Below are 14,765 nucleotides of genomic sequence, written 5' to 3'. Positions count from 1 at the left end.
AATGTATATTGTGATTGCTGGTGGCGGAAAAATTGGCGAATACTTGGCTGGCGTTCTTTTGCAAAGTGGCAACGTAGTTGCCATCATTGAAGAGGACTTGGCAACTGCCGACAGGCTATCTGAAGTGTTAGAAGGGCGCTATATTGTCATCCATGGAGACGGATGCGACTCTAAATACCAAGAAGATGCTGGTATTAGGCGAGCTGATGTGTTTGTTGCTACCACAGGCCAAGACGACGATAACTTGGTGTCGTGCGAAATTGCGCAACGCGTATTCAATGTTCCTCGTTGCATTGCGCGTGTGAATAGCCCTAAAAACCAACGCATCTTTAAAGAGGTTGGCATTGAATGCGTTTCTTCAACGTCGTTGATTGCAAACCTTATTGAAGAAGAGACGCTTTTGGGTTCTATGAGTGTTGCGGGTCTATTGACGCATGGTAACGTTATGCTTGCTGAGGTGGTGGTGCCCAAAATGAAGCATCATCCAAATGATGAGGGCATAGAGGTAAGTCAGATAGCCATGCCAGAGGGCAGCATTATCGTTGCTGTTTCAACGCGCGATGATGTATTTGTGGTTGCTCCCGACACAGCGCTCTACAGTGGTGACAAAGCGGTAGTTGCTGCCGATTCTGATGTGCTTGATGAGGTGCGCGCAGTTTTTCGCGCTCTATAATAGTGTGCGCAGATTGAGAGAAAGGATGAAGTCGTGATTGATAGGTATACGCGACCTGCAATGGGGGAAATCTGGGAACTTCAAAATAAGTTTTCCATTTGGAAAGAGATCGAAGTGCTTGCTTGCGAAGCCCAAGCCGAATTGGGCAAATCCGGCATCACCAAAGAAGAAGCTCAGTGGATTCGCGATCACGCAGATTTTACCGTCGAGCGCATTGATGAGATTGAGAAAGTTACCAATCACGACGTAATCGCTTTTACAACCAATATGGCTGAATACATTGATGCCGATATCGAAGAAGGTCAAGAGCCACCAAGTCGTTGGGTTCACTATGGTATGACCTCGTCAGATTTAGGTGACACGGCGCTGTCGTATCAAATCGTACAGGCTATTGACATCATTCTTGAAGACATTGCTGCTCTTGGCGAAACATGCAAGCGTCGTGCTTTTGAGTTGAAAGATGTGTTGTGCGTGGGTCGCACGCATGGAATCCATGCTGAGCCAATGACGTTTGGTATGAAATTTGGCAGCTGGGCATGGGCACTCAAACGTGCACAAAAGCGCATGCTTGAGGCGCGCGAAGTTGCTGCTACGGGTGCAATTTCTGGTGCGGTAGGCACCTATTCAAGCATTGATCCTTTCGTTGAGGAATATGTCTGTGAGCGCTTAGGTCTCACGCCTGACCCGCTTTCTACACAGGTTTTGGCACGCGATCGTCATGCGCAGGTCATGGCGGCACTTGCTGTAACCGCTTCAACGCTTGAGTCTATTGCTATGCAGGTGCGTCTGTTGCAGCAATCTGATGTTATTGAGGCGGAAGAACCCTTTACGAAGGGGCAAAAAGGCTCTTCAGCTATGCCTCACAAGCGTAATCCTATTACCGCAGAGCGCGTGTGTGGTTTAGCGCGCGTGGTAAAGGCAAATGCACAAGTTGCTTTCGACGATGTTGCTTTGTGGTATGAACGAGATATCTCTCATTCGGGTGCAGAGCGCGTGGCTTTGGCGGATAGCTTCATTGCGCTTGACTACATGTTCGGAAAGATGCAGTGGATGCTTGATGGCCTGCAAGTTTATCCTGCAAAGATGGAGCATAACCTGTGGCGTACCAAGGGTCTCATTTTCTCCTCGAAAGTTCTGCTTGCGCTGGTAGATACGGGTATCAGCCGCGAAGATGCTTATGTTATCGTGCAACGTAATGCTATGAAGGTGTGGGAAGACATCCAAAACGCGGTAGATGGCCCAAGTTATCGTGAGCGCCTTGAGGCAGATCCCGATGCACATCTCACGCAAGAAGTTCTCGATGAAATCTTTGATCCTTGGGATTTCTTAACGCGCGTTGACGTGGTATTTGAGCGCCTGGAAACACTTGAGTTTTAAAGCGCGCGTTACCTTTTAAGCAAGAGGCGTCCACACGCGAACATTGCAACTATGTATGGGGTCACCTTCAAGCGGCGTATCATCTACGTTGGCGAAGGTGACCACATTTGTATGTGTGCCTGAAGTGGCTAAATAGTCACCGTAGGTGTCTGATCCGCTTTCAACATCAAATGCAAAATACTCGCCACTGTCCAGGTTGACGCCGCAAACAGCTGTTGTTGACTTCACCATAAAATACGAACCACACCACGCTGGGGCAGCGGTTGGCGTGCGGTCGAAGCAAAACCACAGTTGATTTTCGTAATTGCTGTCAAGGACGGGGTTTGCAGGCACGTAGGTGCCAATCCCGGATATGCCATCACCGTAGGTGTACCACGCATCGAAAGAGAAGGAGAATCCTGTTGGTCCATATGCTGCTTCGAGGGGCTTCATGTTGAGAGGCAGTACGAGCGAATCTCGCGTTTCGCCAGATTCAGCATCCAGACAGGTGAGTTGGTAGTAAACACCCGCAGCTTCTGCACGGGGCGCAATGACAACAGCATCGGTTTGCGCATAGACCGGAGTGGACATGCGTCCGTGTGAGGTGTAGACAACCTGGGTGTCGTCTTGTCCGAATGCTGCTCGCCACAACAAGGAATCTTCGGAGCGTGCGTTGCCCTCGGCAGTAGGCATGACCTGCCAAAATGCCCACGTATCAACAGCGGCAATAGAAGGCGTTTCCCAGTCAACGGTGTCGCCTTCTGCTACACAAACAATGTGCTCAAGCGAAGGGGCTTCACTCCCGCCCACAAGAGAGGCAGTATAGACGCGCCATAGGTTATCCATGATGTCGGCTTCAACCCAAATAACACCTGATGAGGAAGCTCGTACGTCGAAAATATCGAAGCCCTCTCCATGACCCTGTGCTTTTTCTAGCACCGTTGTAAGGGTTCCTGAGGCAAGCGACAAAATAGCCACCTGGGTGAGGGGGTTTGCCTGCTCTGTTGGAATGAGGCAAACGGCAAGATCATCACTGTTGGACCAGACGAGCGACCCATACGGCAGCTTGTAGGTGCCCGTGCAGCTCATGAGCGTGTTGGCATCTTCAACTAAGGTTAAAGCATCTGAATTCATGACATTATCAGCGCTTACTTCAAGCACGGTAATATCATCAGCAGGAGCTTCATTTCTTTTTGCGGCAGCTAAAGCTACGCCGCCTCCAACGGCACCCAACGCACCTATGCCTACTGCTCCGAAAACGAAGTGCCTGCGCGTAATGCCGCCCGCAGTTATAGCGGAGGTGCGTGTTTGAGCACTTGGTCGGATATGTGCTGAGCGCTTGCGAGGTGTGGTTTGGGTAGTCGTATTCCGTGCGGTGTGCTTTGCTTGTGTGCTATGAGGAGACGCGTGGTTTGCACGCGTAGTTCTTTTCGTTGTCATGGTGGTTATTGTGTCATTTCCTGCACAGGTTTTGGAGGTCTGCACACAAATTGATACAATAAACGCAAACAAGACTCAGTTGCTTTTAATTACTGTGCTTATACCGAACAAGGAGTTTCCTATGAGTAATGAAACACGTCGCATCTTGCTTGTTGAAGATGAAAAAGCCATTCGTGATGCGGTTACGGCTTATCTTGAGCGTGAGAACTATTGGGTAACTGCTGTAGGTGACGGTCATGAAGCTCTTGAAGAGTTTTCTAAACATCACTTTGACCTCGTAATCTTGGACCTTATGTTGCCGCGCGTACCTGGTGAGGCTGTGTGCCGCGCAATTCGCGACAATTCCGATGTGCCCATCATCATGCTGACTGCAAAAGGTGAAGTAGAAGATCGTATTATCGGTCTTGAGCTGGGCGCAGATGACTATCTTGTCAAGCCTTTTAGTCCGCGCGAGTTGGTTGCACGTTCACGTGCGCTGCTTCGTCGTGTTCATGCTGATTCGGAGCCGCAGCGTGAGGTACTTGAATTTGGCGAATTAACCATTGACGTTTCTGGTCACAAAGTGTTGGTTTCGGGTGAAGAGATTGATCTCACTGCGTCTGAGTTTAAACTGCTCACCACATTGTCTCGCTATCCGGGCCGCGTCTATTCTCGCATGGAGCTGGTGGAAAAAGTTCTCGGCTATGATTTTGAAGGCTACGAGCGCACTATTGACTCGCACGTGAAAAATCTTCGTGCCAAGATTGGCGACAATCCTCGTAATCCTAAGTGGCTGCATACCGTGCATGGTGTGGGATACCGCTTTGAAGATCCTACCAAAGCTGGCCAATAGTTTGCGTCGTACGCTAAGAAACGATCGTTGTGACCTCGCAAATAGAAACTGAAACAAAAACGGTACCGTCTTCTGAGTCATCAGGAGCTTCCGATATACATCATGAGCCCACAGGAGCTAAGCATTCTCGCTGGCCGTGGGCTCGTTTGACGTATACCACACGCGTAACGGCAACTTTTGCGCTTATTGCTGCTATGACCGCCCTTATTGCTTTGGGCGTTCTTTCGTTTGTATGGGAACAGCATTTTCAGACATACACACAAGAGAACATGTCGTCTCTGGCGCAGAGTTTGGCGGGAAGCATAGAAAAGGTATATAAAGGGGAAGGGACGCTGTACTGTCCTGAAGTTATTCAAATTGCCCAATATGCTGAAAGCACCTCTTCGGGCGTTGGTATTTTGGTTTCTGACAACCTTGATCATCGCATTGTGTATGATTCAGCGGCGGTCAAAGTTGAAGATGACATGGCAGGCTCTGGAAGAACGCTGGCACCTCCTGCAAACGCTGAAGGTATTGAGACGTGTCCCATTGTTGTAGATGGCGTAGCGGTTGGCTCAGTGCGTGTATGGGTATATGGTTCGGACATGCTTCTTACACGCTCTGACGAGGAATTTCGTGAGAATTCTTACCAAGCAATGATCTTTGCCGCAGGTCTTGCTATTGTTTTGGCCTCATGTATTGGCTTTTTGTTCGCACGCGCCCTGGTAAGCCCGATCAATCGTATGACTACAACAGCGAAGGCTATCAAAGAAGGCGATCTGTCTGCGCGCACTAAACTACACGGTGATGATGAGATTGCGCGTTTAGGTGAAACCTTTGACGAAATGGCCGATTCGGTTGAAAAGGACCGCGACCTAGAGCGACGTTTGACGACCGACGTAGCGCATGAGCTGCGTACACCGCTTATGGCTATTCAGTCTACGGTAGAGGCCATGGTCGATGGTGTTTTTGAAGCAGACGAAGAGCGTCTGGAGACGGTCAATTCTGAGGTGCAACGCTTGAGCCGACTTGTGGATGCAATTTTGAAGTTGTCGCGCCTTGAGAATCGTTCAACTCCTATCAAGATGGAAGTTGTTGATGTTGGGCAGCTTCTTGAATCAATTGTTGCTACCCATGAGGCATTTGTAGCAGACTCAGGGCTGACGCTTACCTATGAGATGGAACCGGGCGTTCGGGTACGTGGTGACGCAGATATGATTCGTCAGGCTGCCGCAAATCTTATATCGAATGCTGTTCGTTATACGCCAGAAGGTGGCAGGATCTTTGTGCGTGTGTATGCAACTGATACCATGGCCGCCATTCAAGTAGCTGATACTGGTATTGGTCTTTCACCCGAGGAAGCAAAGATGGTATTTTCGCGCTTCTGGAGAGCTGATGCGGGACGCACGCGAGAAAGCGGCGGTCTTGGAATTGGCTTGTCGGTGGTAAAAGAGATTGTGGATCGTCATAATGGATGGGTGCAGGTTGAGGGTGTCAAGAACAAGGGGGCATGTTTCACCATTCACATCCCGCTTTACCAAGATGATGCTTCCCGAAACCTCAAACCACATAAATCGCGGGGGAAGTCGCGAAAAGATATGAAATAGTTGATAATAGCGAAAGCTATAAGGGAGTAAACAGAGAAATGCTTGGCATTTTCGCATGGCTGCGGGTTTGTCTGGCAGAAAACTGATCACATGGAGAAAGGGAAGCGTATGTCTGGCATTGATATCAAGCCTGATGCACAAGGAAAAGTTCGCGATTTGTATGATCTGGGTGACTCGCTATTGCTTGTTGCAACTGATCGTATTTCTGCTTTTGACTATATTCTTGAAGACGAGATTCCCTATAAGGGACAGGTGCTCACCCAGATTTCGCGCTTCTGGTTTGAGCTGTTGGATGGCGTGGTGGAAAACCATCTCATCTCTTGTGATGTTGAGGATCTTCCTGAGCAGTTCAAGCCTTATGCTGATTATCTGGCGGGTCGGTTCATGTTGGTCAAGAAGGCTGATATGTTCCCCACCGAGTGCATTGTACGCGGTTATTTGGCAGGCAGCGGCCTGAAGGAGTACGAGAAAGAAGGTACCGTTTGTGGTATCGAATTGCCTGAGGGCTTGATCAACTCTTCTCAGCTGCCGGCTCCTATCTTTACGCCATCAACGAAAGCTGAAATTGGCGATCATGATGAGAACATCAGCTTTGAGCGCTGCGCAGAAATCATTGGCGAAGAAAATGCCACCAAACTGCGCGATCTTTCCATTCGCGTATACGAAACCGCGCGCGACCATGCGGAGAAGCAGGGCATCATTATTGCGGATACCAAGTTTGAATTTGGCGTATTAGATGGTCAAGTTATTCTAGCTGATGAAGTTTTGACGCCCGACTCTTCACGCTTTTGGCCGGGTGATGAGTATGAGCCTGGCTGCGATCAGCCCTCTTTCGACAAGCAGTTTGTGCGCGATTGGCTTAATGCCAACTGGGATCGTACGGGCAATCCGCCGCGTCTTCCGCAAGAGATTATTGATAAAACGAGCGAAAAGTATATTCAAGCATATGAAAAAATCACCGGCAAACCGTTTGAGCCGGTGCGCTAGAGAGGTATCTAGAGGAGCATCATGAGTCAACGCAACCCCCTAAACGATCGTTATAACACTGATGAAAAGCTTGGTCAGACGCGAAAAAGCGCCGCTTCCATGAAGCCTAAAACAAAGGCGGCATCATCAGTTCGTTTAGAGCCTACTACCAAGTCAAAGAAGGAAAAGAAACAAGAGCGTAAAGCCCGTGAACGTGCTGAGCGTGCTAAGCAAGCGCAGCTTGATCGTAAATACTACAATCCACCAACAGAAGAGTTTAAGCGCACGAAGCGTTTGTGGTGGGGTCTTTTGATTGCTGCTGTGGTCTTTACCGCTTTGTCATGGCTCATTCAAGGACATGTGCCCGATGCGGTTGCCTTTGGCATGCTGATCACGGCTTATCTGTGCATCTTCGGCGCCCTTTACGTGGATCTTCGCAAGGTTCGCAAGCTTCGCCGTGAATATCAAGCGGAAATGGAATCAAAGAAGAGCAAAGAGGCGCACGCTGCAGAAAAGCAAGCACGCGCTGCGCAGAAGAAGGCGCAGGCTGCAGCTGCTGAAGCAAAAGAGGCAGAGCCTGCAGCTAAGCCGCGCGGTTTGTTTGGAAGCGGGTTTAGGCTTTCAAAGGCAGAAGAGACGCGCGCTCAGAAAAAGGCTCAGAAAGAAGCGGCAAAAGCAGAGAATGCCGCTAATGAGGATAGTACTACCGCATCAAAATAGCGTTTAGATTACACCTAAAGGGGGATCAATGGTCTCACGCGTTTACGTTGAGAAGAAGCCAGGATTTGATGTTGAGGCTCGTGCGCTCACGCATGAGCTGCAAGATATTTTGGGTATAAAAGGCCTTGAGTCGGTGCGTATTTTGAATCGCTACGACGTTGAGGGCATAGGCGAAGAGCTCTTTGCTCAGTGTGTCCCGACGGTTTTTAGTGAACCGCAAAGTGATGTGGCAAGCGATGGGTTTGTCGTGCCTGTTGATGATATCGTCTTTGCCGTTGAGCCATTGCCTGGTCAGTTTGATCAGCGTGCAGATTCTGCAAGTGAATGCATTCAGCTAATCAGTCAAGGTGAGCGCCCGCTGGTGCGTAACGCACGCGTATATATCTTGTCAGGTTCTCTCAGCGAAGCTGACGTTGATGCCATTAAGCGCTATGTCATCAATCCTATTGAAGCGCGCGAGGCAAGCCTTGCGCTTCCTTCTACCTTGCTTCTTGATCAGCCACAACCTGAAATGGTTGAAAGCGTTGAGGGCTTTTTGGACTTTTCCGACGCTGATTTGGAGAACTTCTTGTCCGAAAGAGGCCTGGCTATGGATCTTGCTGATCTGCAGTTTTGCCAGGAGTATTTCCGCCAGGAAGGTCGTATTCCGACCATTACTGAAATCAAGATGATTGATACCTATTGGTCGGATCATTGTCGTCATACCACCTTTGGTACCGTGCTCGAAAACATCGAGATTGAGGATGCCGCGGTCAAGGCAGCGTTTGAGAACTATCTTGCTTTGCGTCATGAGCTCGGTCGTGACGAAAAGCCACTTTGCCTGATGGATATGGGCACAATTGGTGCACGTTGGTTGAAAGCTCAAGGTATTTTGACCGGACTTGATGAGTCGGAGGAGATCAACGCTTGCACGGTTAAGGTGAAAGTTGATGTGGATGGCGAAGAGCAAGATTGGCTCTACTTGTTCAAAAATGAAACCCACAATCATCCTACCGAGATTGAGCCATTTGGTGGAGCAGCTACCTGTGTTGGTGGCGCTATTCGCGACCCGCTTTCAGGTCGTAGCTATGTCTATCAAGCTATGCGTGTTACTGGTGCTGCTGATCCAACCGTTCCAGTTGAACAAACGCTGGCGCACAAGTTACCGCAGCGTAAGTTGGTGACTACAGCCGCTGCAGGGTATTCGTCATATGGTAACCAGATTGGTCTTGCAACAGGCCAGGTAAACGAACTGTATCACCCTGGTTATGCTGCTAAGCGTATGGAGATTGGCGCAGTTGTTGGTGCTACACCTGCAGATCACGTTCGTCGCGAAACGCCAGTTGCTGGGGATGTTATTGTGCTTTTGGGTGGCCGCACCGGTCGCGATGGCATCGGCGGCGCAACCGGTTCTTCAAAAGCGCACAATACCGAATCACTTGAGAGCTGTGGTGCCGAGGTTCAAAAGGGTAATGCGCCTGTTGAGCGCAAAATTCAACGCTTGTTTAGACGTAAAGATGCTTGTCAGATGATTAAGCGCTGCAATGACTTTGGCGCAGGTGGCGTTTCAGTTGCGGTTGGCGAATTAGCTGACGGTCTCTTCATTGATTTGAATCGCGTGCCGAAAAAATATGAAGGTCTTGATGGCACTGAGCTTGCTATCTCTGAGTCTCAAGAGCGTATGGCGGTTGCCCTTGCTGCTGAAGACGTTGATGCCTTTATTGCACTTGCACACGAAGAAAACCTTGAAGCTACCCCTATTGCAACGGTTACGGAACAACCGCGTGTTCGCATGGTGTGGAACGACCAAACCATCGTTGATGTAAGTCGTGATTTCTTGGCATCAAATGGTGCTCCTAAGCATCAGTCTGTGCGTGTTGTTGCTGGTGGAGAGTACCCAGTGACATGGGGTGATGATTCGCAAACGCTTGAAGAGCGCATGAAAGCGGTGGTGGGCGACCTCAACATTGCTTCCAATAAGGGCCTCTCAGAGCGTTTCGACTCAACCATTGGTGCTGCTACGGTTCTTATGCCCTTTGGTGGCAAGACGCAACTTACGCCTTCGCAGGCTATGGTGGCAAAGCTGCCTGTGCTGGGGGAGACAACTACCTGTTCGGGTATGGCATGGGGCTTTAATCCTTACTTGAGCGAAGCCAATCAGTATGTTGGTGCATATTTAGCTGTTGTCGAGAGCGTTGCACGTTTGGTGGCTACTGGCTTTTCGCGCAGTGATATGTATCTGACGTTCCAAGAGTATTTTGAGCGCCTTCGCACTGATCCCGAGCGTTGGGGTAAACCTATGGCATCGGTATTGGGCGCTTTGCAAGCCCAGATTGATTTACAGGTGGGCGCTATTGGCGGCAAGGATTCCATGTCTGGTTCGTTTGAATCTCTGGATGTACCGCCGACGCTTGTGTCGTTTGCAACTGCGGTTACCTCGGTTGACACCATTGTTTCGCCTGAATTTAAAGGCGCAGGTCATGTGGTAGTTCGTATTACGCCTGCTGCGTCTGAGGAGCAGCCGCTTATTGCGCAGGCTGATGCGCAAAATGCTGCTATGGATCTTGTGACGTCGCTTATTAAAGAGGGCGCGGTGCTGGCAAGCGCTACGCCGGGCTATGGCGCAGTGGCTGAAACATTGTTCAAGATGTGCGTGGGCAATACCTATGGCATTATCTGCGAAGATGAGATTTCCGTTGCATCGCTTTTCAAGCCCGCTTATGGCAGCTTTGTTGTGGAGCTGGCAGAAGGTGCGGATATGCCGGAGTCAGTACCGGGTGTTTCAGTTGAGCGCTTGGGTGTTACCACTGAAGCCTATGAATTTGTTTGCGCTGGTCAACATGTAGATTTGACAGCACTGCAAGAGCTTTGGGAAGGATCTATTGAGTCGGTATTCCCGTATCGCAGCGCTGATGCAGACACCCTTGAAGCTGTGCCAACGCAAACCTTTGAAGGTGGTATGCCGCTTACGTATAACGGCGTCATTGCAAAACCGCGCGTTATCATTCCGGTTTTCCCAGGCACAAACTGTGAGTTTGATACCGCACAAGCTTTTGAGCGTGCTGGTGCAGTTGCGCAAACGCTTGTCATCAATAACTTAGAGCCCGCTGCAGTTGCAGAGAGTACTAAGGCGCTTGTTGAGGCAATTCGCAATTCGCAAATCATTATGCTGCCAGGTGGTTTTTCTGGTGGCGATGAGCCTGATGGTTCGGCGAAATTCATCACTGCCTTCTTCCGTTCGCCTGAAGTAACTGAAGCAGTTCGTGACTTGCTGCAAAATCGTGATGGTCTCATGCTTGGTATCTGCAATGGTTTCCAGGCGTTGGTAAAGCTTGGATTGGTGCCTTATGGTGATATTCGTCCTATGGATGAAGATTGCCCGACGTTAACCTTTAATGAGATTGGTCGCCATCAAAGCCGACTTGTACATACGCGCGTTGCATCTAATCTCTCCCCGTGGCTTGCACGATGCCAAGTAGGGGATATTCATACGGTGGCAATTAGTCATGGCGAAGGACGCTTTGTTGCATCGCCTAAACTTTTGGCGCAGATGGCGGCTCAAGGACAAATTGCAACGCAATATGTTGATGAGGCTGGTGTACCATCTTTGGATTTGTCAGTGAACCCGAACGGATCAGTTTGGGCAATTGAGGGCATCACCAGCCCTGATGGTCGTGTCTTTGGCAAGATGGGACATTCCGAGCGTGCAGGATATGGTCTCTACAAGAATGTTCCCGGTGAAACTTATCAGCCCATTTTCCAAGCTGGCGTTGATTATTTCGCAGGCTAGGCTGTTTAACTTAAGCGTTTTTGAAGGTGTGGGTAATGCGACCGGCAAGCTCCGGTCCAATGCCCACACCTGCTATATTTGCGAGCGAGCCGAGCGCGTTGAGCAGTGTGTTGCGCGAGGTAGGATCAAGATGTCGTGCTGCTGAAGCGATAAGACCAATACTGTGTGGACCCGCAAACAAAATTTCAGTAGCATTTTGAGCGCCAGAAGCCTCAATTGCTTCAAAGAGCGCATCGGTAATTTGAGCTGCTTCTTGATTTGAGTATTGGCTCATCCAAACGTCAAATACTGATGCGTTATAAAGCGCTCTATCTTGGAGGGCGTCCAGATATACAAAGTCATTGGTCTTTTCATCAACTTCCCAGGTATAGGTGCTGTGTTGCATAATGCCTACGCCATCGCTTTCTACAACGCGATATGCTACGGGCGTGTTCATGAGCATGCCAACAAACGATTCACGGGGTACGCTGCGATGCACGCGTCCTTCAAGCTGATCCCATAGTTTTGGATCAAGGGTGTCGGCGGTAAAACCAGGAGCATCGTGCAAAAACACACCAGCAATTCGATCTTGTATTTCGCGCGGAGCGTTGAGTGCTGCATAGGCAGCTAGATTTCCCCCTTTGGAGTGGCCGCCAATATAAAGTTTGTCAGGAAGGTCGGGAGCAATTGTTTCAAGGTAGCGAAGCGCTTGTAATTGGGATGGGACTACCTCAGAGAAAACCATATTGAAGTTTTCGCGCCAGCCCGTAAAGGAAACGTCAGTTCCGCGGAAACCTACATAAGCAAACGATTCAGGCTGTATATAGGTCACCGCAAAGAACTGCGTTTGTCGCTCTACATTAAAGAGGTCAAGGGCATCTTGTACGAGCATGTCTCTATATCGTGGGCTTGCTGCAAGTGCAAGCATGAGTGCTTTAGACTTTGAAGGTTCTAGCCCAACAAACAGACGCGGATACAACTCGGCGCGTACAAAATCCAAAAAGTGTGCAGGCTTTGTCGTGTGCGCCTCAACATTTTTGACAAGCGTGCCTTCGTTGGCAAAGGCTAGACGACTTTGAAGCGGTGGAACTAAAAGATCAGAACGCACCATACAAAAAAGTGCGAGAGCCGCCGAATCAAGTGGAGTAAATGGCAACTCGTCAAAGGTTGCAAGGTTTTGGTCAATGTACTCCAAAAGTTTCATGGTGGCTATCCGTTCTAAGCGTCTTCGTTCTCGTCCTCTTCGTCATCGGTTTTCTTGCGCTTCTTGTTGTATTCTTCTTGACTCATGACATCAACAACATTGACAACCAGTTCAGATACGCGCAAACCTGTCATTGATTCAACATCTTCAACAACTATACCCTTGATGCTTTCGAAGATGTCTACAGCTGACTTGCCATATTCTAAGATGACATCTAAATCTACACTGACAGAGTTGTCGTCAAGGAGGTCGGCGCTGACGCCTTTGGTTTCAGAGCTACCACCAAGGCCTTCTTGGATAGTGGAGAAAAGACCACCTTTCATAGCAACAATGCCATCAACCTTTTGAACGGCTTTTGCTGAGATTTTTTCAACAACATTTTCGGAGATAGTGAGCTTGTAAACAGGCTCATTGGCTTCAGTGGGTTCCTCGTCAATGCTTACAGCTTGCACCTCTTCGACCTCGGTAGCTTGTTTAGTTGTTTTGCTTTCGGCGGTTTCATGTTTGGTTGTCATTGCATCCTCCTTACAGGAATTCTTACGTGGACTCTGTCATCGAACATTTCTCATAAGACGTGCCAAGAGGCGCCTTAAGTGAACGCTGCCATCTTGGTAGGTGCCAATAATCACGCCAATAGCAGCAAAAACGCTTAGGAGTAATGTTGGCCAAAACCCTATGGTGAGAATCAAGAGCGCAATGAGAAATCCCAACAGCCCGTAAGCAAGAGCATGACCATGTTTTTCGAGAAACAGGAGAAGGGCATCACGTGTGTTAGCGCTCATTGCTGATCACCTTCTGGTTGTGTGTCAATTTCATTCTCTGTCGCAACCTGCGAAGTCTTTTTGCCTTTGTCAACAGCTACAACAGCAACCTTTTCACCTGTTGATAACTGTTCGGGCGTGTGTTCAGCATGTGCCAGTGCGTTTTGAGTAAACGAAGGCGTTACTGCTTCGGCATTGCCGGAGAATATTATCTTGACATGGTTTACTGGTGCGCCACTGAAAGCTTCCAGTGCGGCGGTGATTTCTTGTTGGAGTCTTTCGCCAAGTTGTGCAAGTTGGCTATGCGTGCCAGGATCAACGCGAACTTCCACGTTAATGGAGGGATTGCGTGGTTTGAGAATTTGAATCCGAACACGATCTACGCTCAGACCGGTGTGGGCATCAACAACATGGGTGACCGTAGACGCCAATGCTTCACGTGTGATAGAAACACTGCCCTGATCTCGCACAATAGTAAGATTACGTCCAATGCCAGGAGTGAAGAGCGCTTTGCCAAGAAGATATATAACGCCAATTGCAACAATGATAAGCAGAACTGCTTCAAGGGTAAAAAACCAAGGCATGGCGGCAAAAAAGCTATAGGTAGGCATTAATGCATCAAAGGAAAACCATTGAATTGCAAGCATGCCAATGCCAATGACAGCGGCAATAAGAAAGACGATGAGACAAAGTCGTTTAAGTTTGCCCATAATAACTCCTCCTCAGGGTTTGTGTGCAACATGCATATGGCAATGTAAGCACCAATGCGCCGGATGCACGGTGTTCAGGTGAGCGGAGTAACACCGAGAGTTTATGACGCTTTCACTAAACAATACGGGTGTAATGTGCTCAAGAAAACCCCGAGGAGGAAGTTGCGACAACACGTTTAACGTGCTGTTACGAATCTGACAGAATTAAACAGACAACAGTCTTTGTCATGAAACTAAGAGGCGTAAATTTCTTTTTCTGTTACCAATTCATTTTTAATTTTGCCAACCAATTTCTGTAAAGCATCAATGCAGTGTGGGCGAATGTCGGCACCAATAAGAACATACATAATGGAGTCTCCTACGTTGAGGATGCCTTCATTGAGCCATACGCGAACAAAATAAACGCCATCCCAGGTGAGCGCTTCGACAACAGCTGCCTCTACACCCGCTTCGTCATAGGAGAATTCAATTTGTGCTACTTCACCTAAACCTTCAACTCCTTCGCGTACGAGTTGTTTAGGGGTAATGCGCACAACGCCATTGTGGGTAAGATACATGCCACATTGCGCGGCGGAAGGGTCAAGCTTAGCCTCTTTGAGCCACTGATCAAGTGATGGTTCGGTTTTAGCCATGGGTATCCTTTCTGCTGTAAGCGTGCGCCCAATTATACTTGAATCTTGGTTCCGCCTGCCTAGACTTACCGCGCCTTTTGCGAATAAGCGCCTTGTTGCAAACGCTCGCTGGTAAGATGTGACGCAATCGATGAGAG

13 protein-coding genes are annotated in these 14,765 nt (G+C 49.0%); 7 read left to right on the top strand and 6 right to left on the bottom strand.

Features of this window, described 5'->3' with window-relative positions:
* Position 1: 1 nt before the first annotated feature.
* Together NFR28_RS00860 and purB are read left to right on the top strand one after the other, a co-directional pair.
* Positions 2 to 673, top strand: coding sequence for a potassium channel family protein (locus NFR28_RS00860; RefSeq protein WP_251177948.1), 672 nt, complete (start codon positions 2 to 4; stop codon positions 671 to 673).
* A gap of 33 nt (positions 674 to 706) precedes the next feature.
* Positions 707 to 2,050, top strand: coding sequence for an adenylosuccinate lyase (gene purB, locus NFR28_RS00855; RefSeq protein WP_251177947.1), 1,344 nt, complete (start codon positions 707 to 709; stop codon positions 2,048 to 2,050).
* A gap of 15 nt (positions 2,051 to 2,065) precedes the next feature.
* Here purB and NFR28_RS00850 read toward each other — a convergent pair whose 3' ends face one another.
* Positions 2,066 to 3,469 (bottom strand): Tat pathway signal protein, encoded by a 1,404-nt coding sequence (locus tag NFR28_RS00850; protein ID WP_251177946.1) that lies wholly within the window; start codon positions 3,467 to 3,469, stop codon positions 2,066 to 2,068.
* A 121-nt stretch (positions 3,470 to 3,590) separates the two neighbouring features.
* On the opposite strand from NFR28_RS00850, the gene NFR28_RS00845 reads away from it, so the two are divergent.
* The 5 genes from NFR28_RS00845 (at position 3,591) to NFR28_RS00825 (ending at position 11,342) form a co-directional block, all read left to right on the top strand.
* Positions 3,591 to 4,301 (top strand): response regulator transcription factor, encoded by a 711-nt coding sequence (locus NFR28_RS00845; protein ID WP_251177945.1) that lies wholly within the window; start codon positions 3,591 to 3,593, stop codon positions 4,299 to 4,301.
* Positions 4,302 to 4,330: 29 nt separating this feature from the next.
* Positions 4,331 to 5,887 (top strand): sensor histidine kinase, encoded by a 1,557-nt coding sequence (locus tag NFR28_RS00840; RefSeq protein ID WP_420840391.1) that lies wholly within the window; start codon positions 4,331 to 4,333, stop codon positions 5,885 to 5,887.
* 108 nt (positions 5,888 to 5,995) lie between these two features.
* Complete coding sequence (locus tag NFR28_RS00835; RefSeq protein ID WP_251177944.1) at positions 5,996 to 6,874, top strand: phosphoribosylaminoimidazolesuccinocarboxamide synthase; 879 nt, start codon at positions 5,996 to 5,998, stop codon at positions 6,872 to 6,874.
* A gap of 21 nt (positions 6,875 to 6,895) precedes the next feature.
* Entirely contained in the window at positions 6,896 to 7,573 is a 678-nt protein-coding gene (locus NFR28_RS00830) for a hypothetical protein (protein ID WP_251177943.1), read from the top strand.
* Positions 7,574 to 7,601: 28 nt separating this feature from the next.
* Positions 7,602 to 11,342 carry a phosphoribosylformylglycinamidine synthase gene (locus NFR28_RS00825; protein WP_251177942.1) on the top strand — a complete coding sequence of 1,247 codons (3,741 nt, stop codon included), beginning with the start codon at positions 7,602 to 7,604 and terminating at the stop codon, positions 11,340 to 11,342.
* Positions 11,343 to 11,352: 10 nt separating this feature from the next.
* On the opposite strand, the gene NFR28_RS00820 is transcribed toward NFR28_RS00825, so the two are convergent.
* From NFR28_RS00820 to NFR28_RS00800, 5 genes are all read right to left on the bottom strand, one after another.
* Entirely contained in the window at positions 11,353 to 12,525 is a 1,173-nt protein-coding gene (locus NFR28_RS00820; protein ID WP_251177941.1) for an Mbeg1-like protein, read from the bottom strand.
* A gap of 14 nt (positions 12,526 to 12,539) precedes the next feature.
* On the bottom strand, positions 12,540 to 13,040 hold the full coding sequence (locus NFR28_RS00815) for an Asp23/Gls24 family envelope stress response protein (RefSeq protein WP_251177940.1): 501 nt from the start codon (positions 13,038 to 13,040) through the stop codon (positions 12,540 to 12,542).
* A 36-nt stretch (positions 13,041 to 13,076) separates the two neighbouring features.
* On the bottom strand, positions 13,077 to 13,307 hold the full coding sequence (locus NFR28_RS00810; RefSeq protein ID WP_251177939.1) for a DUF2273 domain-containing protein: 231 nt from the start codon (positions 13,305 to 13,307) through the stop codon (positions 13,077 to 13,079).
* Complete coding sequence (gene amaP, locus NFR28_RS00805; RefSeq protein ID WP_251177938.1) at positions 13,304 to 13,996, bottom strand: alkaline shock response membrane anchor protein AmaP; 693 nt, start codon at positions 13,994 to 13,996, stop codon at positions 13,304 to 13,306. Before amaP ends, NFR28_RS00810 begins: the two co-directional genes overlap by 4 nt.
* Positions 13,997 to 14,229: 233 nt before the next feature.
* The gene (locus tag NFR28_RS00800) at positions 14,230 to 14,628 is read right to left on the bottom strand and encodes a molybdenum cofactor biosynthesis protein MoaE (protein ID WP_251177937.1); all 399 of its coding nucleotides are present in this window, start codon (positions 14,626 to 14,628) and stop codon (positions 14,230 to 14,232) included.
* Positions 14,629 to 14,765: the final 137 nt, after the last annotated feature.

The sequence above is a fragment of the Adlercreutzia agrestimuris genome, assembly GCF_943193125.1.
Taxonomy (GTDB): domain Bacteria; phylum Actinomycetota; class Coriobacteriia; order Coriobacteriales; family Eggerthellaceae; genus Xiamenia; species Xiamenia agrestimuris.
Note: the sequence above shows the minus strand (reverse complement) of the source record. Positions and strands in the feature narration are given on the sequence as shown.